Origin of the sequence: Tardiphaga sp. 42S5 (assembly GCF_034044155.1) — a bacterium.
In the GTDB taxonomy this organism is placed as follows: domain Bacteria; phylum Pseudomonadota; class Alphaproteobacteria; order Rhizobiales; family Xanthobacteraceae; genus Tardiphaga; species Tardiphaga robiniae.
Window position 1 is genome coordinate 1914863 of sequence record NZ_CP139027.1, and the last position, 23634, is coordinate 1938496.

The window sequence follows — 23634 nt, forward strand, 5'->3', positions numbered from 1 at the left end:
GAGATAGGGTGGCGTTCGAACCCGAAAGACCGACCGATCGCTCAGTAAAGTCCGCCCGTCCCCGGCCGCATGAACTGGCGGTCGGTATCGGGCGATACCGACAGTGAACGACCATCGGCATCGGCCACGCCGATCGCCGAATAGTTGTCCGATGGCGCGGTCCCAGGTTTGAAAGCTTCAAGTATGGTGCGACCGCTGTCGCCCGGGCCCGCGCGCATGCCGGTCTTGGCATCGACGCGGATCAGCTTGATGCCGGCAGGCACGCGGAACGGCACCGCCGGCTTGTCGGCGAGCGCGAGCTTCATGAAATCCTTGGCGATCGGCGCGGCAAGACCGCCACCCGTACCGCCCCGGCCGAGATTCCGCGGCTTGTCATAGCCGACATAGAGACCGACGACGACGTCGGGCGAGAAGCCGACAAACCACGCGTCCTTCTCGTCGTTTGTGGTGCCGGTCTTGCCGGCGATCGGTTTGCCAAGTTCACGCAGGACAGTCGCGGTGCCGCCCTGGACGACTCCCTCCATCAACGAGGTGATCTGGTAAGCCGTCATGGCATCGAGCACCTGCTCGCGGCGGTCAATAAGTTGCGGCTCAGCCTGGTTTTTCCAGCCTTCCGGCGCGTCACAGCCCCGGCATTCGCGCTGGTCATGCTTGAAGATGGTGTGCCCGTAACGATCCTGAATGCGATCGATCAGCGTCGACTTCACGCGGCGGCCGCCGTTGGCGAACATCGAATAAGCTGTGACCATGCGCATCACTGTCGTTTCGCCGGCGCCCAGCGCGTAAGACAGGTAGTTCGGTAGTTCATCATAGACTCCGAAACGCTTGGCATATTCACCGATCAGGGGCATGCCGACGTCCTGTGCCAGCCGGACCGACACGGTGTTCAGCGAGCGCATCAGCGCGTTCCGCAGAGTAGTCGGGCCATAATACTTTCCGGCGGAAGAGTTTTCCGGACGCCAGACACCCGCGCCTTGCCCCTGATCGATTTCGATCGGCGCGTCGACCACCACAGTGGACGGCGTGTAGCCATTGTCCATCGCCGCAGAATAGACGATCGGCTTGAAGGATGAACCGGGCTGGCGATAGGCCTGCGTGGCGCGGTTGAACTGGCTCTGGTCGAACGAGAAGCCGCCAACCATCGCCAGAACACGGCCGGTTTGAGGATCCATCGCAACCATGGCGCCGGACACTTCCGGATACTGCCGCAGCCGGAACTGGCCGTCAGTGCCGTCCTTGCTCAGCGGATCGACATAAATCACGTCGCCCGCAGCAAGCACCTGCGAGAGCGAGGTCGGCTGCTTGCCTTTGTTGGGGCCCTGGGTCGGGCGCGCCCAGCGCACGCCTTCCAATAAGATATTGCCGGTCTGGCGATCCTTCAGCACGGCGCCGCCAAGCTCGCGGCCAGGCTGAAATCCGATCCGTGCCGACTGGTCGCTAACATCGAGCACCACGGCCAGTTTCCACGGCGCGATGTCGGATAGCGATTTCACGTCAGCGAGCTTTAGGCCCCAATCACCGGAAATATCGATCTTATGGGTCGCCCCCCGCCAACCATGCGCTTCGTCGTAGCGGACCAGACCGTCGGTCATGGTCTTGCGGGCCATCAGCTGCAGCTTGGGATCAAGCGTCGTGCGAACCGACAGGCCGCCCTCATAGAGCTTCTTTTCGCCGTAGCGTTCCAAGATGTCGCGACGCACTTCCTCGGCAAAATACTCGCCGGCAAAGATATGACCCGAACTGTTGCGGCCGGTGACGCTCAGCGTCTCCTTGCGCGCCTTGTCGGCATCGGCCTGCTTGATCCAGCCGTTCTCCAGCAGACGATCAACCACATAGTTGCGGCGCTCGATGGCACGGTCGCGGTTCTTGATCGGATGCAGCGACGATGGCGCCTTCGGCAATGCTGCGAGATACGCTGCTTCCGAGACGGTCAGTTCGTTCACCGACTTGTCGAAATAGACCAGCGAGGCGGCGGCGATGCCATAGGCACCGAGGCCGAGATAGATTTCGTTGAGATACAGTTCGAGGATCTTGTCCTTCGAATAGGTGCGCTCGATGCGCATCGCCAGCAAGGCTTCCTTGATCTTGCGGGTGAAGGAGACCTCGTTGGTCAGAAGGAAGTTCTTCGCAACCTGCTGCGTGATCGTCGACGCCCCCTGCGGCCTGCGGTCGGAGCCCAGGTTCTGCGCGTAAAGCACCATCGCGCGCGCCATGCCCGAATAATCGAGGCCGCCATGCTCGTAGAAATTCTTGTCTTCGGCCGCGAGGAACGCGTTGATTACGAGCTTCGGCACCGCCTGGATCGGCAGATAGAGCCGGCGCTCCTTGGAGTATTCGCCGAGCAGCGCGCCGTCCGCCGCATGGACGCGCGTCATCACCGGCGGCTCATAATTCTGTAGCTGAGAGTAGTCCGGCAGGTCTTTGGAATAATGCCAGATCAGCCCGGCTGCGGCGGCGACGCCCACCAGGAACACGACGGTTCCTGCGGCGAACAAGAAACCCAAAAACCGAACGAGCAGACGCATTATCGATGATCCGTTTCAATCGCGATGCCGCGGTTAATTCAGCGGCAAGCCCTAGGGCCAAAGTCAAAGCCAGTAGTCTCAGTCGAAGAGGGTGGTTGTCTTTTCAAACGGGAAAGGGCTGCGGATGCAGCGCACCCATCAAAAGCACCTCGACCTGGGCGGAAAGAATCTCGGAGCGCATGGGCAGCCACACTTAATCAAATAGTATATTACAGTATTTAATTGCAAGCGGGTCACAGAGCCCCCTCCAGAATACCGCTCCGCCCACATTCTTCCGCGTTTGCCAGCTTTCCGAGGCTCTGAGAGTCAGAAACCGTGGGGCGCCACGTACCTCAAAAAATTTGATTATGTGGAAGTTAATTTGACAGTGTATGGGAACCACCTTAGATTTTTCAGTGATGTAGGGGCCGGCGAAGGTATCGAATGAGACAAGCTGACGGACAGTTCTTGCAGGACAGCTCGCGCTCAGGGCGTCAGGGACGACTGCTCTCCATGATCCTCTTGAGGTATCCCTTGGAGACCGCCCCGGTCAGCCTATGCGGCTGCTACAGCTGCACCTCGCCAAAGCGTTGCGGCCGGCGCCGCCAAGTCCGCTGAGAATTTCTCCGGCTTGAGCCTTTATCGAGCGATGAAACAGGGGCAGGAGCGCGATAGACGCCGAAGCAGCGCGTCTCAGCCAGTATGGCTTCACGCCGTAATGGGCAATTGCATCGCAAAGAGCCCGTTTGCGACCGGATGCGCCGTCGCGGCCATGACCTCTCGCGAGCCATCGTGGCGGGTAGGCGTGCTGGATGCTTCCGGAGATTGCCAGCTCGCCGCGGCAAACGATTGCCTTGTGCAATCGTCGACACAGGCGGCAATGCAAAAACAACTAACAAACAGAAACACCGTGGGAGGAATTCTATGACGACGCCGATAGACCAGGTATATCGCGATTCAAGCATGGCGAGTTTGGCTGCCCCTGATGATGAGCTCGAGGCCGTACTGCGCAAAGTTGACCGCAGGCTGATATTCTTCCTTTTTATTGTTTTCGTCGTTGGCTTCATCGATCGAATCAATATTGGTTTCGCTGCGCTGACGATGAACCGCGATCTCGGCTTAACTGCCAGCCAGTTCGGAATAGCGAACTCACTCTTCTATATCGGTTACGTTGCCTTCGAGCTGCCCAGCAATCTGGCTTTGGCGAAGTATGGTGCGCGGATCTGGATCCCGCGTATCATGGTGACGTGGGGCATCGCTGCATGCCTCACCTGTTTCGCCGTCGGCCCTCATAGTCTCTACGCACTTCGCTTTATCGTGGGTATCGCCGAGGCGGGTCTCATGCCTGGCGTACTTCTCTATCTGACCTATTGGGTGCCGGCGCATCGGCGAGCACGTGCGACCGCGATGTTCCTCGTGGGGCAGCCCTTCACGATCGCTATAGGCTCGCTGATCTCAGGGCTGATCCTGCAGCTCGACGGCACCGCTGGCCTCAAAGGCTGGCAATGGTTGTTCATGATCGAGGGGGCGCCTTCAATCATTCTCGGTGTTGCAGCCTGGTTCGTTCTCAGCGATAGACCTTCAAAGGCATCCTGGCTAACCCGTCGCGAGGCCGAGGTTCTGGAGCGGGCGATCTCGGATGAGGAGGGAGACCTCAGTACAGGCGGCGATAAGAGTGCCCGCGCCGTATTCAAAGCGCTCTGGAAACCCGTAATTGCGACGCTTGCGCTGATCTACTTCTGTCTCGTCACATCGCTTAACGCGATCTCCACATGGCTTCCGCAGATAGTGAAGGATGTTTCAAGCGGTTGGACGCCGACGGCGGCCACGCTTCTGGCCGGTATTCCCGCCGTTTGCGCATGCTTTGTGATGCTTTGGCTCAGCCGCATGTCAGACCGCGCCGGAACCCGGCGCATGTATACGGTTTTGCCGATGCTATTCGCAGCGTTAGGATGGATGATGGCGGGTTTTGGTTCCGATCCAATCTTCCGTTTCCTCGGACTCGTTCTGACCACAGCAGGCGCTTACGGAGCTTTGGGCGTCTTCTGGGCCATCCCAGCAAGTCATCTAAGTGCTGCAGCAAAGCCCGCCGGCTTGGCGATTATCACCATGGCCGGAATTACGGGATCGATCGTCAGTCCATATGTCATCGGGATATTGCGTGACGTCACAGGAAACTTTGCCGCGGGCCTTCTGTTCGCAGCTGTGCTTCTGATCGTTGGGGCCACTTTGATCGCTGTCACCCCTTTTGCGAACGCGGTCGTTCGAAAAGAACAACAGGCATAGGCACATGAACGCGCAGAGCCGGCGAGCTCTATCCGATCTGTACGATGCCCAACACCATCGACCCGGATATCGTGACGGGCTTGGTGCCGGCGTCGAAGGACACCCAGTGACCGGTCACACGCAATCATCGGTTAAGCCGCCGGGACCGCCGGCTGAGTCGTGGCGCCAGCGCCTGGTACGCAGCCTTCTTTATGGACGCAACGTCGATCGCGCCGCCAAGGCGCGCGCGCGCGTCGGCATCATGATGATCGCCTTCGTCGGCATTTATGGCGTCATCGCCGGCCGCCTTGTGATTTTGGGTGTCGACGGCGACGCCCATGGCGAACGCCGCGCCGCCCGCGACGCGATTGCGACCGCGCGGCCCGATATCGTCGACCGCAACGGCGCGATTCTCGCCACTGACGTCAAGTCGCCATCGCTGTTTTCCGAGCCGCGTCGCATCATCGACAAGGACGAGGCCGTCGAGCTCCTGACAGGAGCACTACCCGATCTCGACACGCCGGAATTCCGCGAGCGGATCAACAGTCGCAAGGGCTTTGCGTGGTTGAGGCGCGAGATCACGACGGATCAGATGCGTGACATCCATCGCCTCGGCATTCCCGGCATCGGCTTCCTGAGCGAGAACAAGCGCGTCTATCCATCGGGCGCTGAGGTTGCGCATCTGATCGGCCTGGTTAACATCGACAACCAGGGCATCGCCGGGATGGAGAAGTGGCTAGACACCAATGGCCTTGCTGATCTGCACCGCGCGGGCTTCGCCGCCGATCGTCTGCAGCGACCGGTTGAACTATCGGTCGACCTACGCGTCGAGCACGCGCTGCGCGACGAATTGCTAAAGGCCAAGGAAAAATTCCACACCAAAGCCGCTTCTGGCATCGTCTCTAACGTCAAGACCGGCGAGATCGTAGCGATGGTTTCTCTTCCAGATTTTGATCCTAACAATCCGAAAGAAGTTCACGACCCCGAGCGCATTAATCGTCTGACCACTGGCGTTTACGAAATGGGATCGACGTTCAAGGCGTTCACGTTGGCAATGGCGCTCGATTCCGGCAGGATCAACCTGAACTCGTTATGGGATGCGCGGGACAATTTACATTATGGCAAGTTCACCATCCATGACAGCCACATGCTCGGTCGTTTTATCAACACCAAGGAAGTTTTCACCTACTCGTCCAACATTGGCGCTGCGCGGATCGCGCTCGGGCAGGGCGTTGAGGCGCACAAGGCATTCCTCGCCAAAATGGGCCAGTTGACGCGGTTGCGCACGGAACTACCGGAGAGCGCAGCTCCGCTGATACCCCGTCGTTGGAGCGAGCTGAACACGATCACCGCGGCATTCGGCCAAGGTCTCTCCGTCGCTCCGTTGCAAGCAGTCATGGGGATCAATGCGTTGGTCAACGGCGGCTATTTGATTGCGCCGACATTTCTCAGGCGTAGCGAAGAAGAAGCGGCAGGAATCGCAAAGCGCGTAATCAAGCAGGAGACCAGCGACAAGATGCGTTACTTGATGCGGCTCAATGCGGAGGTCGGATCGGCGCGCAAAGCGAACGTCAAAGGCTACTACATCGGTGGCAAGACCGGTACTTCAGAGAAGGTTTTCAAGGGCCGCTATGTCAAAAAGCGTGTTCTGAATTCGTTCACCGCAATCATGCCCTGCGACGATCCGAAATATCAGGTCCTTATCATGCTTGACGAGCCGCAGGCGCTCCCGGAAACCTATGGCAACATCGCTTCCGGCTGGAACGCGGTGCCTACCGGTGGGAAGGTGATCGAGCGGATTGCGCCGCTGTTGGGTCTTCAGCCCCGCTTCGACCTGCCTACGTCGGATCGCCTTCTTGAAGCATCCAAGACGACCGACTGATCGGTTATCCACGCTCGCGGCTCGGAGATCATCGTCACACAGACGCGCCTGCCTGGTGATCCGAAGGATGCCCAAAGCTGATATATCGAAGCCGCCGTTGACGGCGTGCGGGTCGCCGGCGTCTACGCTTCCAACGGCAATCCCCAGCCCGGACCGAAGTTCGAATTCAAGCTGGCATGGCTGAAGCGTCTGAATACCCACGCGGCGAAGCTGATAAAGTCCGGCGCTCGATATCGATTGCCTTGGAGTTCCGGATATTCCGCATGCTCAGTCTGCTCAGGCGCATTTCTTTCGCCGGCGCTTTGCTCAAGCATAGTGTACCAATGCTGAAAGCGATCGAACTGAAGACGATGATCTTTTTACGGCCGACGCGGTCGGCGACGGGACCGAGGATGAGTGCGCCGATCATCAGGCCCAAAAGACCGGCACTGAAGACCGGTCCGAGCGCTCCGCGCCCAATTGCCGCTCGCGAGCGACGTAACCAATGGCCTGGGTGTCGAAGCCGTCGATGAACAAGACGGCCGAGCACAGCAGCAGCACGTGAATCTGAAACCGGCTGACAATCAGCGCTGCGATGTCGATGGGCGCAGAAAGATTGAACAGGGAGGATGCCGATCTGAAACCAAAGGCAGGCGACCTGCGATGCCGGATTCAGAATGGGGTGTCATCCATGCGATTCTAGCCGGAGATGCCCACGGCCCTCTTATGGCGGATCATGGGTTCGATGGGCACAGCGACGTCGCGTCTTGTATGGCCTTGTAGGAACTTACACCAATTGACGCGCGAGATACGTTGGACTGTCCCTATAGTGCAGGATGGATCTGTCCAAAGAAGCTGCCATCCAAATTTGCGGATCGACAATTACGTTCTGGCATCGGCCCTCTTAGGGAGCTTAGCCAACAATGTCACTATTCAGTCCAAAACCCGGAGAGCAAACATGAAACTCAGAGCCGCGTACGCCGCGGCGGGGTTCCAAAGCGCTTCTTGTATGCTCGCGAAAACTCCGCCAACGATTTGAAGCCAACTTCATATGCGACCTCAGATATTGTGCAGATGCGCCCCTTTTGGCACAGAAGGGTGTGAGCCGTTTCCAGTCTAAGCTCTTTGACACGCTCCATGACCGTCTGGCCACTCCCGCGATAGATCTTATGCAGGTAGCTTTCTGAAATTCCACATGCTCTGGCGATCACGGATGGAGACAGGTCGGGTCGTGCGTGGAGCCGGGTTATGTGCTTGTCGCTGCGCTCCCGCTGCGCGAGGAGAAGGACACCTTCCTCCGATTCGGAAGCATTTGCCGGTGCAAAACAAAACGCAGCGATGTCGCAAATTTGCTGTTCCAAAAGTGTGGCCGAACGCGGTTCGAGCGGACTCGTCAAGGCGCTTACTTTTATCAGAATGTCCCGCAAAAGTTCTGGTAGTATTTTGCTGGCGTCTACGCGGAGAAAGTTGGTGTTAAACTGTCTGCCTATCCGCTGCTTCATTCTGCAAATAGGAATTTGAATATTTAGCGTTTCATATGAGTTGCATGCAAAAAATTCTGCGGGGCGCGAATTATCAAGCAAGAACATTGAACCTGGCCCAAGCGCAACTCCGTCGTTGCCCATCCGAATACTTGCCTCACCTCGTTGCGGAAATGCGAGCGAGTAGAACGCCTGCTCCGAGTTGGCTTCGATCCGTCTGAAACGCTGGCCTCCAAAAGAAATTCGATTAGCTCTCAACGAGGCGATTTGGACGGAATGCAAATCGCCGGAGAATGATTGGTGCTCCTCCGGAGAGAGCTGCACTCTTCCCCAGATTGAGCTGAAAGCAGAAGACCAATATTCGACCTGCTCAGCTAGTTCCACATCGGAGGTGCGAGCGACAAGTATCTCGGTCGAGCTGGGTTGTTTCGACATTGACGGCCACGCCTTGATTATGCGCCCCCAATATGCCAACGGCGGAGAAAGCACGCAACTGGGGGTGGATGGGAGCGCCAGGAACAAAGCACAGTGGGCCGTATCGCAAACCCAATTCGCGAAAACCTGTCAAAGAGACGCGAAACCGCAGGCCTAGTAGCCGGGCGATCCAACAGGGCAAAAGCGAGAGTTGACCCCGTATGAAGTGCGTCGCGCCGGAAGAGGTGGGCTTTTGCCCAACACGGCTTGCCCGGCTAGGTGAAGTGATCAAGGAGCAAGTTGAGGGCGGGATAATTCCCGGCGCAGTCGTGCTGTTGGCGCGTTTTGGTAAGCCGGTATTCTTCGAACCGTTCGGATATTGCGATCCTGCCAGGGAAGTCCCGATGCGGCTGGATTCCCTGTTTCGGCTGGCTTCGCTCACAAAGCCGATCACATCGGTCGCGGCAATGATCCTTGTCGAACGCGGCATGCTCTCGCTCGACGAACCTGTTGCGCGTTACCTGCCGGAATTCGACGGCCTCTGCTGTCCTTCGAGCGCCGCCACCCCGCCGATCAAAGTTCACGACCTGCTTCGGCACACTTCAGGCTTCACATACGGCGATTTCGGGTCTGGCCCTGTCCACGAAAGCTATCGCCGCCTCAACGTGTTGGACCCGCAGCAGACCTCGAGCGATCTGGTTGAGAAGCTTGCGCGGATAAGTCTCCTCTACGTTCCTGGAAGCACATTCGAGTATGGCATGTCGACGGACGTGCTCGGGCTGATTATTGAACGCCTTTTAGCCCGCGATCTTCAGCAGGCCTTACATGATCTTGTGTTCGCTCCTCTGGGATTAGACGATACCGGCTTCTTGCTTTCCAGCACGTCGCAATCGCGCCTTGCCCAGCCCTTTCGAGACAAGGCATCCGGTCGAATGCCGTGGATGCCCGCATTCTGGGAGAGCAACGTATCACCGTCTTGGTACTCCGGCGGAGGCGGCCTGCTGTCAAGTGCTCACAATTATTACGAGTTCCTTCAAACGCTTCTGGATGACCTTGTTCATGATCGAGGCGTTCTCCTGAGTCGTGCCACGGCGAGCTGGACGGTCGCAAACCATCTTCCGGAGCAGGTGAACTTTGGAGCGTATATGCCAAGTCTTGGCGCGTTGGCTCCTCTCCCGGAGCTGGGTCAAGGATTCGGACTGGGCTTTCTGATTAGAATTCACCGCGGTCTAAACTCGCTTCCAGGATCCGTCGGCGACTTCTCATGGGCGGGGATATCAGGAACATATGCATGGGTGGATCCAGCCGAAGAGATGGTCTGCGTCTTCATGATGCAGGCTCCCGATCAACGCCATCACTGTCGGCGGCTCCTTCGTCAACTTACTTATCAGGCACTGCGCGGCGGAAAGAGCCGTTAGAAGGAGAATATGGATTATGTCTCGATGTGGTATCGCAATCGTAGTTCTGTCTGCGCATTTGGCCTCGGCGGCTGTTTTCGCGGCAGAGCCCGGAGTATCAGCAAACCAAATCAAAGTCGGGCAAACGACATCTTATAGCGGCCCGGCTTCTCAATACGGACTCATAGGCAAAGTGCAAGACGCGTACTTTAGGATGCTGAACGAGAAAGGGGGGATCAATGGGAGGAAGATTGAGCTTCTATCCAGAGACGACGCCTATTCGCCGCCCAAGTCGGTCGAGCAGCTGCGAAAATTGGTCGAAGACGATGAAATAGCGTTCATGTTCAACAGTTTTGGAGGACCGACGAACGCTGCTCAGGCTAAATATCTCAACAGGCAGAAGATACCCCAGTTGTTCGTTGGGACGGGAGCACACTATTGGGGAGACGTGAAGGAATATCCCTGGAGTATGGGGTGGCAACCAAGCTTTCGGTCTGAAGCGCGGGCCTTCGCGCGGGACGCGATCGACAAGAACCCATCTGCACGCATTGCGGTGCTCTATCAAAACGATGACTTCGGTAAAGACTATCTACTTGGGGTCAAAGACGTGCTCGACAAGCAGAGTTCGGCGAAGCTAATCTCAGAATTCAGCTATGAGACGAGCGCCCCCACGATTGAATCCCAATTTGTGAATGTGAGGGCGGCCAACCCCGATGTGGTTGTACTCGCAGCCGTTCCCAAATTTGCTGCACAGTTCGTGCGCAAACTCGTCGAGATGAATTGGTCCCCCACTGTTTATGTAACCGGAGGCGCCTCTTTGGTTTCTGTAACAACGGAAACGGTAAAGGGTAGAAGCGATCTCTCCCTGTATACCGCAACCTTTTTCAAAAACTGGAACGATCCCAATTGGAGGCAAGACCCGTCGCTCGCTGAGTACTTCGATTTCATGCGAAAGTATATGCCGGGAGTGCGAGACGACGATTTCGCTCCTGTTTATGGCTATTCGGTCGCTCAAACTCTGGTCGACGTACTAGCACGTTGCGGAGATGACCTCAGCAGAGCAAACATTATGAAGCAGGCCTCAAACGTAAGACACTTGGCACTACCCCTGCTCGCGCCTGGTGTCGTTCTTAATACCGGTCCTGACGATCATTTCCCAATTGAGCAGATTCAACTCGGCAAATGGGACGGCTCAACCTGGAGACCGGAGGGAGCGCTGATCTCTGTGAGATAGCCGCGCCGTTGCGTCAACACCATAGAAGATCCAATTAGGGGGGGTAAATGCCAAAAACTGTCGCCGTGCTGGGGTGCGGGTTGATCGGTTCGAGCTGGATTGCCGCGTTCTCGACGCAATGCCAGACGGTTAAAGCGTGGGATCCGCAACATTCTGTCATTCGACCTGATGCCTCAAGTCCAATCCAATGGTGCGACACGCCTGAAGATGCTGTGGAGGGCGCCGATTTCGTTCAGGAAAGCGGGCCCGAGGATCTCGCTATTAAACGAGAGTTGTACGCAAGGCTTTCCAATAAGCTCGCAGCACATGCGATCGTTGCCTCTTCTTCGTCGGCGTTGCTGCCGTCCGACCTCCAGGCGGGATTAAGCTTCGCCGAGCGGGTTCTCGTTGGGCATCCCTTTAATCCTCCTCATTTAATCCCGCTGGTCGAAGTGGTCGGTGGCCGCGATACCGCTCCTTCGGTGCTTGAGGAGGCCGTTCGATTTTACAAGGCAATCGGCAAGCATCCGATTAGGTTGAACGTCGAACGAAAAGGTCATCTCGCAAATCGCTTGCAGGCAGCGGTATGGCGTGAGGCGGTGGACGCTGTCGCGACAGGCCAGGCGACCGTGCAGGATGTGGACGCGGCCGTCACTTACGCATTGGGTCCGCGATGGGCTCTCCTGGGGCCATTTGCAACGTTTCATTTAGGCGGTGGCTCAGGCGGTCTAGCTCACTTCATTGACCATCTCGGGCCTGTATTTGAAGACCTTTGGGACGATGCCAAGCGTCCAACTATGACATCCGAGCTCAAGCGTGAATTGATAGATAGCACCCAAAAGCAATTGGGTGGCCTATCAGTCGATGAATTGACGCTACTTCGCAATGATCGCCTCAAATCCATCTTGAGGATTGCGGCACTCCAACTCTCGCCCGAGACAAGAACATCGACAGTGGAGAAATTGAACCCGTGAGATGCCGCTGAGTTTTATTGTTATTCGGCGCACGGTTTGCCCCCCGATCGGCGCCGAAGGTTGACCCTGGCCAATACAGCCGAACTCCTTGACCATCACCGGAATATTCATCACGTATTGGGGGCAATGTTGTGAGCCGATGGAGGTCAAAGTTCGGCGCTTATTTGCAATATGACCGATGTAGATTGCTGTAACGAAGATCCCCGGTGAGGCAACCGGCATGTCCAGGGACGAGCCTACCGAACTTGCGAAACGTTTATCGTAATTCCTCCTCGATCGTCTCAATGAGGCGGCCCTCTGCCGGGCCGCTCGAAGAAATGCCTTCTAGCTCGCTAGAATTGCGCAGACTCATCGAGCGGACTTGGCTACATATCGGTCCCCAGATAGACACCATTATTTACAAGGGTTGCCTGCAAGGTGCCGACATCGACATCCCGGCAAACGCCGTTGCTCTGGATGACCATGGCCGCGGCAGTCCCGGCCGCTTCACCCATCACGAAACAAGCTCCCGAAACACGAGCGGCGGACTGTCCGCGGTGAGTCATGGACGCGCAACGGCCGACAACGAACAAGTTGTCGAGCTGCTGGGGAAGAAGCATGCGAAACGGGAGATGATTGAACCCGCGGCTTCCGGGAATGTCGGGCCAGCGGAAAACAATATCGCCAGTTATGTGGTCTTCGATTGGCCACCCGTTCACGCCGATGGTGTCGGGAAAGCTCGCACATTGTAGCACATCGTCTTCGCTAAGCTGATAGTCGCCGACAATCCGACGCGTCTCGCGAATTCCCAACTGGGGCGGCAGATCGACGATGTAGGCATTGGCAAAAGCGGGGACGTTCTCTCGCAGAAACTCGAACGTATCCCTGACCTGCTTGCGACCTTCAATCTCGCCATACGTCAGTTGATCGGCATCGGTGCCATCGACCGCGGTGCCGTCCTTGTTGCCGACCTGGGTAATATTGGCTCGCCATTCGATACCGTGCTTTTGCGGGCGGATGATGGGAGTCTGGCGCGGAAATTGGCGGCCGGTATCGCGCGTTGCTGCCAGCATCATGCCGGCGATTGGCTCCCATGCTCTTGCCGCTTCGGCATTTCGGTCGACGTCGTTGATACGAAACATCGTCGATGGAAACATCATCGAGCCGGCGCCGTCGCCGAGTTCATACGGCGCGCCGGCCCAAGCTGCGAGATCGCCGTCGCCGGACCCATCGATAAAGATGCGGCCACGGACAGCGCGCCGGCCCGATTTCGTTTCGATGAAAAGTGTGTCGATTTGCCGTTCCGTGCTCATCAGCACACCGGCACCGAGACTATGAAACAAGATCTTCACGCCGGCGTCGAGCAGCAATTGGTCGGCCGCGAGCTTGTAAGCCGCAGTGTCATAGGCCTGAGCTTGGATCTTACCGAAGACTGTGTGCGGTTCCTTGAGACCATCCAGACGCGCGATCCGGTCAAGCAGATCGTCTGCGATTCCATGCACAACCTGTTCCATCCGGCCAAAACGATTAGCATGTAGGCCGCAGAAATTAGTCACACCCGCGGCGGTACCCATGCCTCCCAGGAAGCCGTAACGTTCGATCAACAGGGTCGCAGCTCCCGCGCGTCCGGCGGCCACTGCGGCAGCTATGCCGGCGGGACCGCCACCAAGAACGACGACATCGAACGTCCCGTAAAGCTTGGTCTTGCGGGCAGGTTCAGTAACGATTTCGATCACATTCATATGGATCTCCGGAAGATAAAGTGACGAAGAAAGATGGTCGCCCGATCAAGGCGGGCTATGATTGAGGCGATCCCTCCAGGCCAGCGCTTCAGACGCGAGACGTGTGTCTCCAGCTGGGACCTACGGTGCCGGTGTCTCCACGATTTGCGACATGTCAAAAACAACTGTCGGATCGACGTTGGGTCCGATGAATCCTTGCGCCTGATACCATCTGATCTGCTTAACGACGTCCTTGACGTTCAGGCGTGCATCGGGGTCGACATAGGGGATGATGTCCTTGAGCGTTGCGGGGGACTGCCCCGTATATTTCGAGACGATCGCAAGGATACCTTCAGCCCTTTCCCCGTCGACTGTCTTGCCTGAGGGGCCGTTGAAGGCCTCGAAGAAATCTCTCGCTCCCTTGCGATATGCCGTGATGAAGCGAGTTACGAAGTCGCGCTTCTCCAAAGCCGTTTTGCTTGAGGTGAACACTGCCCCAATCTGCCAGGGGGTCTCATCGCCGACATATCCGAGGAGCTTGGCCTGTCCGTCACGCAACAGCGGCATCGCAGCGGTCGATGGAACCACCAACCCATCGATCTGCCCACCCCGCAGCGCCGAAACCATGTTGGGTATGGTTTGCAACGGGACGATGCGGATTGCCTTCAGATCGATGCGGTATTTTTCTGCGATCAACCCCAACGCATAGTGTGTCGTTGATCCGACGGCCGCGATGCCGATCGATTTTCCTGCAAGGTTCTCCAGTGATTTTAGCCCGCCATTAAATCCATTGAGCGATGCAATGACTGCATTAGATTGATATCCGGGTTTCTCGTGAGACTGACCAGCGACGATCTTCAGGACACCTTGTCCTGCCATATTGTAAAACCCTGCAGTTAGGCCCGTGGCACCCACATCAATATCGCCGGACGCTGCAGCGACGGCGATAGGTTGGGCGGCTTCGAAATATTTGAGGACGGGCTCAAAACCCTGCTCAGTGAAATACCCACGGTCGATGGCGACGAACACCGGCCCGGCCGAGGCGAGTTTCGCGATTCCGATGACCAAGCCCTCGGCGGCCGCGGAGTGTGATAATCCGAAGCTACTGGCTGCTATCGCCGCGAGAAGCAGGGCGGCCCTTGCAATTGCTTTCGGGAGGCGCGGCGTGTGACTTCGAATCATGGTTTCCTCCTCTTTCGATAATCGACGGTGTCAGCGGTCACTCCGCCGCGCTCGCGTGAGCCCCGCAATCCGCCTTAGACAAGGCTGCGCCAGCGGCCCGCAGCTCATACTGGACGACATCGACCGGAAGCGACCGCGTCGACACCTTTCGGCGAACGGCTATCGCAGCCATGGTGCCGGCCGCCTGGCCGAGCGCCATTGCGGTGGCCATATGACGAGCGCCGCCGTTGGCTTCGCGCGTCGCCGAGATCGCTCGTCCGGTGACGATCAAGCCTTCGACATCCCCGGGAATGAGGCATCGCATCGGGATTTCGAATGGGGCGGGAGGCATCGCGAGTTGGATGCCGGTGCCGTTGGGCTCATGGAGATCCATCGGCCCACAACCGAGCGCGACGCTGTCAACAAACTCTCTCTGCTGAATGATGTCCTCTTCGGTCAGCGTGTATTGGCCGACAATCCTTCGCGTCTCGCGCACGCCAACGCTGGGCGCGATGCTGGCGATGATTGAACGCTCGAAGCCCGGCACCTCGCGATTGAGGAATCCGACGATGCTCTTGATCTGCTGGCGTCCAACGCGCTCTGCCTCGCTCCGATCAAAGTGGTCCAACGCATCCAAACCCTGGATACGACTCATGAGGCAAATGGCGTCGGTGCCGCCAGGGGTGCTTACGAAGGACATGCTCTCCCAGAACAGCTCACCAGCATCAATGCCCTTGAGCGCAAGCGCCCGCTTCTTCTCGCGCGGTATTGCCCGGAATTTGGCTACATCCACATTCGACAGTCGGAATACCAGTGTCATGGGCTGCCGTGCTTTGGATAAATCCGCGTCTTCGCCCCTCACCTCGACGCCGGCCGCCTTTGCAACGAGTGCGTCACCGGTCGCGTCGACGACAACGCCTGCTCCGATCTCCTGGCGGCCCGATATTCCCTCCACAACGATGCCAGAAACTCGCCCATCGCGTATGAGGACGTCAGCGATCTGGCTATGCAGAAGCACAGCCACATTGGCTTCGCGCGCGATCTCGTCGGCGACGATCTTGACGATCTCGGGATTGAACGGAAGATTGTGAACTACTAGCGGTGTAGCAGCTGCTTCCGCCAACGTGTACTTGGTGAAGCCATCGCTGCCGCCGGATGCTATGATCCGGCGAACGAATTCAAATGGCACGCCCCACACAGCCTGCAGATTGTTGTTAAAAAATCCAAGGTATTGTGCGACGTACGCCGTCGTCGCGGTCCCGCCCAAGCAGCCTGCGCGGTCGACCAATAAGGTGCGGGCACCGCTACGTGCAGCGCATACCGCGGCGATTAACCCGGAAGCCCCGCCGCCAGCAACGATGACGTCGTAGTTCAGACGAGCGTCCAACTCGGTGGGCTCCCGAAGCCGAAGTTCCTCAAGCCCACGAATCTGTGTCTCAAAGCCTGCTGACATGCGATTGATCTCCAACGACGTGACAATGATCACTAAAAATTAGCGCCAACGAAGGACCGTCTTCTCTAGCAGACCGATTCCGCGGGCGATGGCTAGGCCGAACAGAGAGAGCACGGTGACTCCAGCGAGAAGGTGATCGGTCTGCATCAGGTTTCCGGCCTGCATCACAAATGTGCCGATACCCTTGTCGGCGCCGATCATCTCCGCTGAGACAACCAGCAGCAGAGCAAACGACGTGGAAATGCGGAAACCCGCCAGGATTGAAGGCAAGGCGCCCGGCAGAACTACCTTGCGCACAATGTCAAGGAACGGCACTCCAAAGCTCTGCGCCATACGTATGAGATTGCGGGGCACGGAATCGACGCCGCTGTAGGCGGCGATGGTGGTTGGAAAGAACACTCCGAGTGCGATGGTGACGATCTTCGAAGGCTCGCCGATTCCAAACCACAGGATCATCAGAGGCAGGAGGGCAATCTTCGGGATTGGAAACAAGGCAGAAACCACGGCAGTGCCGGTGGAGCGCGCCAGGCTCCACAATCCCATCGAAAAGCCTAACAGGAGGCCCGCTGCCGTTCCGCAAATCCAGCCAGTCGCAATCCGTAGTGCGGACGCCGAGACGTGCTGCCAGAGTTCGCCGCTCGCTATCAGGCCGGCTAGCGTCTTGGCGACGGCGATGGGACTCGGAAGAAACAGAGCGTTGACAAAGCCCAGGGAACTTGCACCCTGCCAAAAGCCGATGAGCACGGCTGCAGCCGCCCACCCCCCAAACCGACTGGATGCGGCGGTGAAGCCTTGGGCTCTGAATCGAACCGGCGAAAGGTTGCTCCGGCCCTCGTTCCCGCCCGCAGTTGGATGCAAAGAAGAAGTGCGGGTCAAATCAGACATCAGCCATCTCCCGATCGGCTTGCGTCGCTTCGTCACGAATGCTCGACCACAACCGCCTTTGCGTGCGTGCTAGTTCGACCAACGCGGCTTCGCTCCCTCGCTGACTGCGGGGAATAGTCACATCAAAAAATTCGCGAATGCGTCCCGGGCGTCGTGAAAAGATCGCGACCCGATCGGCGAGTCTTACGGCTTCATCGAGATTGTGAGTGACGTAAACGACGCTCATTTTGGAGTCGTCGAGCAGGGAGGTAAGGTCTGCCATCAGAATTTCGCGCGTCTGGCTGTCAAGAGCCGATAGAGGTTCATCCATAAGTAGGAATGTCGGCCTGACGGCGAGCGCACGAGCAAGCCCGACGCGCTGGCGCATGCCGCCTGACAGCTGCTTGGGAAGGGCGTTTGCGAAATCGACCAGTCCGGTTCTTTTCAGTGCGTCATGCACTATGCCATCGAGCTCACTACGCGACAGACTGCAATGTTCTAGAGCGAAGGCGACGTTCGCCGCTACGGTTTTCCACGGCAATAGTGCGAAGTCTTGGAAAACGAAAGCAAGGGGATTCAAACTGTCAGTGGTGTCGTTGCTGAGCGCGACAGCTCCGGACGACGGCAGGAGGAGTCCGCCAATGATGGACAGCAACGTGCTCTTGCCACATCCCGATGGCCCCACGATAGCGACAACCTCGCCGGCGGCAACGGTGAACGAGATGTCCTGCAGGACGCTAAGGCTTCCAAAACGATGCGAAACGCGGTCGACAGCGATTGCGATGGAGCTAGGCATCTATTCGGCCTTGATACCGTTAGCCGCGATGATAGGAGCCCAGCGATCATGCTCCTCCTTGAGCACAGTGCGGAATTCTTCGGTTGTGTTGGCGACCGGCGTCATAAACTGGAGTTTGAGCTTCTCGACGACCTCCGGTTCTGCCAGCACGGCGATCGCAATCTCTCGAATTTTCGTGATGATAGGGGGGCTCACGCCAGCCGGCGCAATCAGGCCAATCCACGCATCGGCTTCGACGTTCGCGATTCCAGCCTCTGCAAGCGTCGGAAGTTGGGGCAGTAGCGCCGAACGGCGGGCTGATGTTACCGCGAGCATCCTCAGTTTGCCTTCTGCGGCCTGCTGCGCCACCGCTCCAGCGGGCAGCACCGATATCTGCACATCACCTCGTAGAAGGGCGGTTACAGCAGCCGGTGAACCTGCGTACGGGACGTGCACCGGCCTTACCGCGGCCTTGGTGGCAATCGATTCCATTGCAAGATGCGACAACGAGCCCCGGCCGATTGACCCATAGTTGAATTTGTCAGGGGCGCGTTTGAGTATTGCGATCAAGGTAGCGACGTCGTCCGCGGCCATGCTCGGATTGATGGTCAGCACGCTCGGCTGCGAAGCAAGGATAGTGATGGGTTCAATGTCCTTGGCGGTCTCATAGGGCATTTTTGGAAACAACAGCGCATTGATAACCAATGGGCCGACGATACTGACGCCAAGCGTGTGACCGTCCGGCACTGCCTTTGCAACCATCCCCGTCCCTGTGTTGCCGCTCGCGCCCGGCCTATTCTCAACAACGAATGTCTTGCCAAGTCTTTGCTGCATCCGATCCGCTAGAATGCGCGCGACGCTGTCGGGAGTAGATCCCGCCTGGAACGGCGAGATGATCGTCACTTGGCGTGTTGGCCACTCCTGCGCAGCGATTGGGTTGCAGTAGAATGTCAGGCATATTACTGCGAAGCATTTGGTGATCACGCTCATCTTCGTCGGACCTTCAGATCGACCGCGAGCGGGGAGCGCCCTGGCTGCCGACCGCCCGATGGCGAAACACGCTTCCCCGTTGCGCGTAACTGGCCGTTCGTCGTGGCGCATCGAAATGCGCCGGCTTGCGAACAGAAGGTTGGCGACACGATGCGGCGTCATCTTGCGAGAGGACCGGCGCGAGCATGAGCGGTCTGGCGTGAGGTGTTCACGCCGGGTCGTGGTTTCGTTCAAATGGGCGACGATCACCAAAATTCCCTCCCTAGATACCGGCGCCTTTTGACTTGAGCGCTATTGGCAGGAGGGCTAACATCACGCGCTTGAGCGGGGAATACACGTCAACGAGCGAACTTCTCGCGCATTTCGCGTTAGATCATGGATACGTATCAGAACTTCAAGACCTTTCAGGCAGTGGCTCAATATGGGAGTTTCTCCAGAGCGGCCCATCAGCTCGGACTTGCGGCGTCCGTTGTGACAAAGCGTGTCAACCAGCTGGAGCATCAACTTAAGGTGACATTGTTTAAGAGATCAACGCGTCAATTGATTCTCACTGAAGTTGGGCGACGCTATCTTGAACGAAGTCGCTTGGCCCTTGTCGACTTTGACGGTCTACTGAAGGATCCAGGCCGATCCCCTGGCGAGGTGGAAGACTTCCTTCGCGTAAAGGCGCCCACTTCTCTAACCACTTTTCTCCTCCGCGACGTTATCGACGCTTACGAGAGAGATTTTCCGCGAGTGAGACTCGAGGTTGTGCTTATGGATCGCTCCGTCAACCCGGTTGCCGAAGGCTTCGATCTAGCCTTGGGCGCGTACTGGGTATCATTTGGCGGCGTGACCGAGATTCCGCTCTGCCAACTAGACCGAATGATCTGCGCGTCGCCGGACTATATTGCCAATAACCCTCGTGTTCGCCACCCCCGCGACTTGGCCGATCACGCCTGTCTGAGCTTTCTCCCGACAGGTAACGCTTGGGTATTCGAGGCTAAGCAGGGTCAGGTCACCATCGAAGTTACGCCCCGCCTGTCTTCAAATGATGCTCAGATTCTGATCGCTGCTGCAGTTGCCGGTCGCGGTATAGCGCTCGTCTCATACTACATGGTGCGGGACTTAATTGGCTCGGGCGCTCTTGTTCCGCTGCTGCCGGAATTCCCGGTGCCGGCCCTTTGGATCAAGGCTGTCGCACCCGACCGCCGCGCGGCCGTGCCAGCCGTGCAGGCATTGATCGGCCGCTTCCAAGAGGCTCTCGGTCAAATGCCGCGTTGGCGAGGTTTAGATGACAGGGAACCTGAAATGCCCAAAGTCGGTTTTGTGGGCAATCCATAGGTGCTGGCCGCAGGCGGCACGCGTTCGTACTCGACTTAACATAACAATACGTACGATTGCATCCATCCGTCGGAAAATGACGGTGGAGCACAGTGCTGACCAAATTGCGATCATTGAGAAGTCGGTCAGAGGACAATCAGCGTCGGATCCTCCGCGATCCAACCTCACATTCATCAATCCCTGTGCATCGAGTCGGTTCGGCCGCTGAAGGTCGTGGTGACGAAGAAGTGCACAAGTAGGCTAAAATGAGCTATCGAATTCGAGCTCCTCAATCAGCGGAACAAGCATTACTTGTCGGGTGTCGAACGAGAACGCGGCCAGCGGCAATGGAATGACGCAGTTTGGACGGGCTCTATCTGAACTCAACATTGAAATTCTCTGTGCCAATACCAGTCAGGCCAAGGGCCGTGTAGAACGTGCGCATCATACGCTGCAAGATCGTCTGGTGAAGGAACTGCGACTTGCCCGCATCAGCACGATAGACGCGGCAAACGCCTTCCTGCCTGGCTTCATCTCTCATTACAACGTCCGCTTTGCCAAGCCTGCGGTGCGAGATCGAGACTTTCATCGCGAGCTTGATGCCCATCAGGATGTCGATCAAATCCTGTGTTGGCGGGAACTGCGGCAGGTCTCACATCAGCTTGTGGTCAACTACAGCCGGATGAAGCTGATGCTCAAGCCTGAGGGTCTTGCTGTTCGTCTTCGCGGCAGAATGGTCGAGATATACGACTTTCCCGACGGGCGCCTCGAGATTCGTTGGAAAGGCCAATCCCTGCCTTACTCAGCCTTTGACAAGTTGCAGCGGGTCAGTCACGCCGCCATCGTCGAGAACAAGCGTTTGGGCGAGGTTCTGGCCTGGATCACGGAACAGCAAGACGCTCGGCCGCGATTTAATAAACTTCCAAAGGGACCACGACGCTCAGACCAGCAGCAGGGTCTTATGAAAGCGCGCGCCCTGCGGATCCAGGAACAGTCACCTCAGCCCCAAAACCAGTCCGAAAAAGACGGCGCCGCTCCGGTACGATGGCCTGCGCGGCGCCGTCGCGCCGTTTTGTTGCAACATCCGGTGCTGGCGCGCAAATCGCGCTATCGGTAAACACCGAACAAATGTCTAGCTCCAGTGTCGGAAAGTGAACGGCCGCCAGGCACTTTCACCATTGTTCTCTCTCAGACCAAAAGTCGGGCGCTCTTAGACAAGACAGATCGTGCGGCCCCATTAGGCTGGACTTGTCCAATTCAGATCGGACGTAGCTCTAACCGAGAGGACGCTCCCATGAGAAAACGCCTGATTTTCAACTGCTTTTCGATGAACGTCGTGTCGCACATTTATCATGGCCTGTGGCGGCATCCCGACAGCACGCAGATGCACTTCGACAATTTGGAAACCTGGATCGAGCTGACCACACTGCTCGAGAAGGGGAAGTTTGACGCGTTGTTTCTTGCCGACGTGATCGGCATCGATCCGGCCTACAAGGGGTCTTGGGACACCTACGTCAAGGAAGGCCTGCAGATACCGTGCAACGATTCCGGCGCCCTATGCGCAGCGCTGATTGGTGTGACGAAAAACCTCGGGCTGACTTTCACCAGCTCGATCATGTCGGAGCACCCGTTCAGCTTTGCCCGCCGTATCTCGACGCTGGATCATTTAAGCAACGGCCGCATCGGCTGGAACATCGTCACCAGCGTCAGCCACAACGCCGCGCAGAATTTCGGCTTCAACGAGATCGTGCCGCACGACGAGCGCTATCGCTGGGCGGACGAGTACATGGAGGTCGTCTACAAACTGTGGGAGGGATCCTGGGACGAGGGTGCGGTACTCGGCGACAAGGTCAACGGCGTCTATGCCGACGTCGACAAGATCCACCGCATCTACCACGAAGGCGAACGCTACCGGGTGCTCGGTCCGCACCTCTGCTCGCCATCCTCGCAGCGAACGCCGGTGCTGTACCAGGCCGGTTCGTCGCCGGTCGGCCAATCCTTCGCCGCCCGCAATGCCGAGGGCACCTTCATTCTTTATCCGACCATCGAGGGCGCGCGTAAGGGCATCGCCCAGACCCGGGCCGTTGCCGTCGCGCAAGGCCGCCACGCGGACGACCTGAAATTCATTCAGGGCTTCTCGTTTGTCGTCGGCAGCACGGAAGAGGAAGCTTGGCGCAAGTCGGCCGAAATAGACGAAGGCGTCAGCTATGATGGTCTGGCGGCGCACATCAGCCGCGACCTCAGTATCGATCTGGGCATGATGGACAAGGACATGCCAATCGAGGAAGCGCAGGTCGACGGGCTGCGCGGCTTCGTCAGCATGTTCGAGGCCAGCAATCCCGGCAAGAAGGCACGGGTCAAGGACCTCGCTTACGCGCTCTCGTACAACAGCCGGATGGTAGGCACGCCCGAGAGCATTGCCGACCAACTGGAAGCCTGGCAGGACGCCGGAATCGATGGTGTCAACATGATCTGCCAGTATTTCCCGGGATCCTATCGCGACTTCATCGAGCACGTGATTCCCGTTCTGCAGGAGCGCGGTCTTGCGCAACGCGAATACGGGCCGGGCTCACTGCGGGAGAAGCTGTTTCCGGGGAGCGGCGGACGTTTACCGGACAGCCATCCTGCCGCGCGTTACCGAGGTGCCTTCGTCCGCGCCGCCGAGACGAGCACCGGCGGCACGGGTGTGAGTTGGCAAAGAGAACCGGCGGAGTAAGGCGATCATGAACGCGATGTTTCGCCCTTTACTCTCGGACCTCCATGACCAACAGCGGCACGTTGAGTCGTTCAAGGCGGGGATGCGCCGGTTCGCATCCGGTGTTGCCCTCGTCACCAGCGCGGAGGACAGCGTTCGCGCAGGACTGATCGCTACGGCGGTCAGCTCCGTCAGCACAAGCCCGCCGACCTTGCTGGTCTGTGTGAACAAGAACTCGTCCGCGCACGGCGCGATCGACCGGTCCGGGATCCTGTGCGTGAATTTGCTGTCGGCGGAAGACGTCGATCTTGTGCAAGTATTCAGTCAGACCGAACGACGCGCCGAGCGTTTTGCGTCGGGCGACTGGCGAACGCTAGCGACCGGGGCGCCATCGCTACATTCCGCGCTGGTATCCTTCGACTGCGAGGTGGTGGAACGGCTGTCCTATGGCACGCACACCATCTTCCTCGGTGCCGTCAAAGAAGTTCACAGTCCGGAGAAGTATATCGACCCGCTGCTCTATCTGGACAGTGCGTTTCGACGTGTCGAAAAAGTCGACGACTGACCGCAGACAATGCCCGGGGC

At 57.9% G+C, this 23634-nt stretch carries 17 protein-coding genes and 2 pseudogenes; 10 read left to right on the forward strand and 9 right to left on the reverse strand.

The window, feature by feature from the left end; genetic code table 11:
- Positions 1-41 precede the first annotated feature (41 nt).
- On the reverse strand, positions 42-2525 hold the full coding sequence (locus SFY93_RS08900) for a penicillin-binding protein 1A (RefSeq protein ID WP_320446809.1): 2484 nt from the start codon (positions 2523-2525) through the stop codon (positions 42-44).
- Between the two features lie 903 nt (positions 2526-3428).
- Between SFY93_RS08900 and SFY93_RS08905 the strand changes: the two genes are divergently transcribed.
- The 3 genes and pseudogenes from SFY93_RS08905 to SFY93_RS08915 form a co-directional block, all read left to right on the forward strand.
- A complete protein-coding gene (locus tag SFY93_RS08905; protein ID WP_320446810.1) occupies positions 3429-4790 on the forward strand; it encodes an MFS transporter in 1362 nt (453 codons plus the stop codon).
- Positions 4791-4794: 4 nt separating this feature from the next.
- The gene (locus SFY93_RS08910; protein WP_320446811.1) at positions 4795-6651 is read left to right on the forward strand and encodes a peptidoglycan D,D-transpeptidase FtsI family protein; all 1857 of its coding nucleotides are present in this window, start codon (positions 4795-4797) and stop codon (positions 6649-6651) included.
- Positions 6652-6657: 6 nt separating this feature from the next.
- A pseudogene (locus tag SFY93_RS08915) lies at positions 6658-6876 on the forward strand (exodeoxyribonuclease III); the annotation flags it as partial.
- Here the strand turns inward: SFY93_RS08915 and SFY93_RS08920 are convergent.
- On the reverse strand, positions 6818-7060 hold the full coding sequence (locus SFY93_RS08920) for an MFS transporter (protein WP_320446812.1): 243 nt from the start codon (positions 7058-7060) through the stop codon (positions 6818-6820). The pseudogene SFY93_RS08915 and the gene SFY93_RS08920 sit on opposite strands and share 59 nt — an antisense overlap.
- A gap of 535 nt (positions 7061-7595) precedes the next feature.
- Complete coding sequence (locus SFY93_RS08925) at positions 7596-8546, reverse strand: helix-turn-helix domain-containing protein (protein ID WP_320446813.1); 951 nt, start codon at positions 8544-8546, stop codon at positions 7596-7598.
- A gap of 200 nt (positions 8547-8746) precedes the next feature.
- Between SFY93_RS08925 and SFY93_RS08930 the strand changes: the two genes are divergently transcribed.
- From SFY93_RS08930 to SFY93_RS08940, 3 genes are read left to right on the forward strand one after another with little or no spacing between them, the layout of a single operon-like run.
- Positions 8747-9943: a serine hydrolase domain-containing protein gene (locus SFY93_RS08930; RefSeq protein ID WP_320446814.1), complete on the forward strand. Its 1197-nt coding sequence runs from the start codon at positions 8747-8749 to the stop codon at positions 9941-9943.
- Positions 9944-9959: 16 nt separating this feature from the next.
- The gene (locus tag SFY93_RS08935; protein ID WP_320446815.1) at positions 9960-11156 is read left to right on the forward strand and encodes an ABC transporter substrate-binding protein; all 1197 of its coding nucleotides are present in this window, start codon (positions 9960-9962) and stop codon (positions 11154-11156) included.
- A gap of 47 nt (positions 11157-11203) precedes the next feature.
- The gene (locus SFY93_RS08940; protein ID WP_320446816.1) at positions 11204-12109 is read left to right on the forward strand and encodes a 3-hydroxyacyl-CoA dehydrogenase NAD-binding domain-containing protein; all 906 of its coding nucleotides are present in this window, start codon (positions 11204-11206) and stop codon (positions 12107-12109) included.
- 365 nt (positions 12110-12474) lie between these two features.
- On the opposite strand, the gene SFY93_RS08945 is transcribed toward SFY93_RS08940, so the two are convergent.
- From SFY93_RS08945 to SFY93_RS08970, 6 genes are all read right to left on the reverse strand, one after another.
- Positions 12475-13830: an FAD-dependent oxidoreductase gene (locus tag SFY93_RS08945; protein WP_320446817.1), complete on the reverse strand. Its 1356-nt coding sequence runs from the start codon at positions 13828-13830 to the stop codon at positions 12475-12477.
- Positions 13831-13950: 120 nt separating this feature from the next.
- The gene (locus tag SFY93_RS08950; RefSeq protein WP_320446818.1) at positions 13951-14991 is read right to left on the reverse strand and encodes an ABC transporter substrate-binding protein; all 1041 of its coding nucleotides are present in this window, start codon (positions 14989-14991) and stop codon (positions 13951-13953) included.
- A 37-nt stretch (positions 14992-15028) separates the two neighbouring features.
- Positions 15029-16423, reverse strand: coding sequence for an FAD-dependent oxidoreductase (locus SFY93_RS08955; RefSeq protein ID WP_320446819.1), 1395 nt, complete (start codon positions 16421-16423; stop codon positions 15029-15031).
- Positions 16424-16462: 39 nt separating this feature from the next.
- Complete coding sequence (locus SFY93_RS08960) at positions 16463-17308, reverse strand: ABC transporter permease (protein ID WP_320446820.1); 846 nt, start codon at positions 17306-17308, stop codon at positions 16463-16465.
- Positions 17301-18071 carry an ABC transporter ATP-binding protein gene (locus tag SFY93_RS08965; protein WP_414717138.1) on the reverse strand — a complete coding sequence of 257 codons (771 nt, stop codon included), beginning with the start codon at positions 18069-18071 and terminating at the stop codon, positions 17301-17303. Before SFY93_RS08965 ends, SFY93_RS08960 begins: the two co-directional genes overlap by 8 nt.
- A 12-nt stretch (positions 18072-18083) precedes the next feature.
- On the reverse strand, positions 18084-19052 hold the full coding sequence (locus tag SFY93_RS08970) for a Bug family tripartite tricarboxylate transporter substrate binding protein (RefSeq protein WP_320446822.1): 969 nt from the start codon (positions 19050-19052) through the stop codon (positions 18084-18086).
- Between the two features lie 375 nt (positions 19053-19427).
- Between SFY93_RS08970 and SFY93_RS08975 the strand changes: the two genes are divergently transcribed.
- The 4 genes and pseudogenes from SFY93_RS08975 (at position 19428) to SFY93_RS08990 (ending at position 23614) form a co-directional block, all read left to right on the forward strand.
- Positions 19428-20375: a LysR family transcriptional regulator gene (locus SFY93_RS08975; protein ID WP_320446823.1), complete on the forward strand. Its 948-nt coding sequence runs from the start codon at positions 19428-19430 to the stop codon at positions 20373-20375.
- Between the two features lie 331 nt (positions 20376-20706).
- Positions 20707-20917: pseudogene (locus SFY93_RS08980) on the forward strand (ISNCY family transposase); the annotation flags it as partial.
- Between the two features lie 731 nt (positions 20918-21648).
- The gene (locus SFY93_RS08985; RefSeq protein ID WP_320446824.1) at positions 21649-23070 is read left to right on the forward strand and encodes an NtaA/DmoA family FMN-dependent monooxygenase; all 1422 of its coding nucleotides are present in this window, start codon (positions 21649-21651) and stop codon (positions 23068-23070) included.
- A gap of 7 nt (positions 23071-23077) precedes the next feature.
- Positions 23078-23614 carry a flavin reductase family protein gene (locus SFY93_RS08990; protein WP_320446825.1) on the forward strand — a complete coding sequence of 179 codons (537 nt, stop codon included), beginning with the start codon at positions 23078-23080 and terminating at the stop codon, positions 23612-23614.
- Positions 23615-23634: the final 20 nt, after the last annotated feature.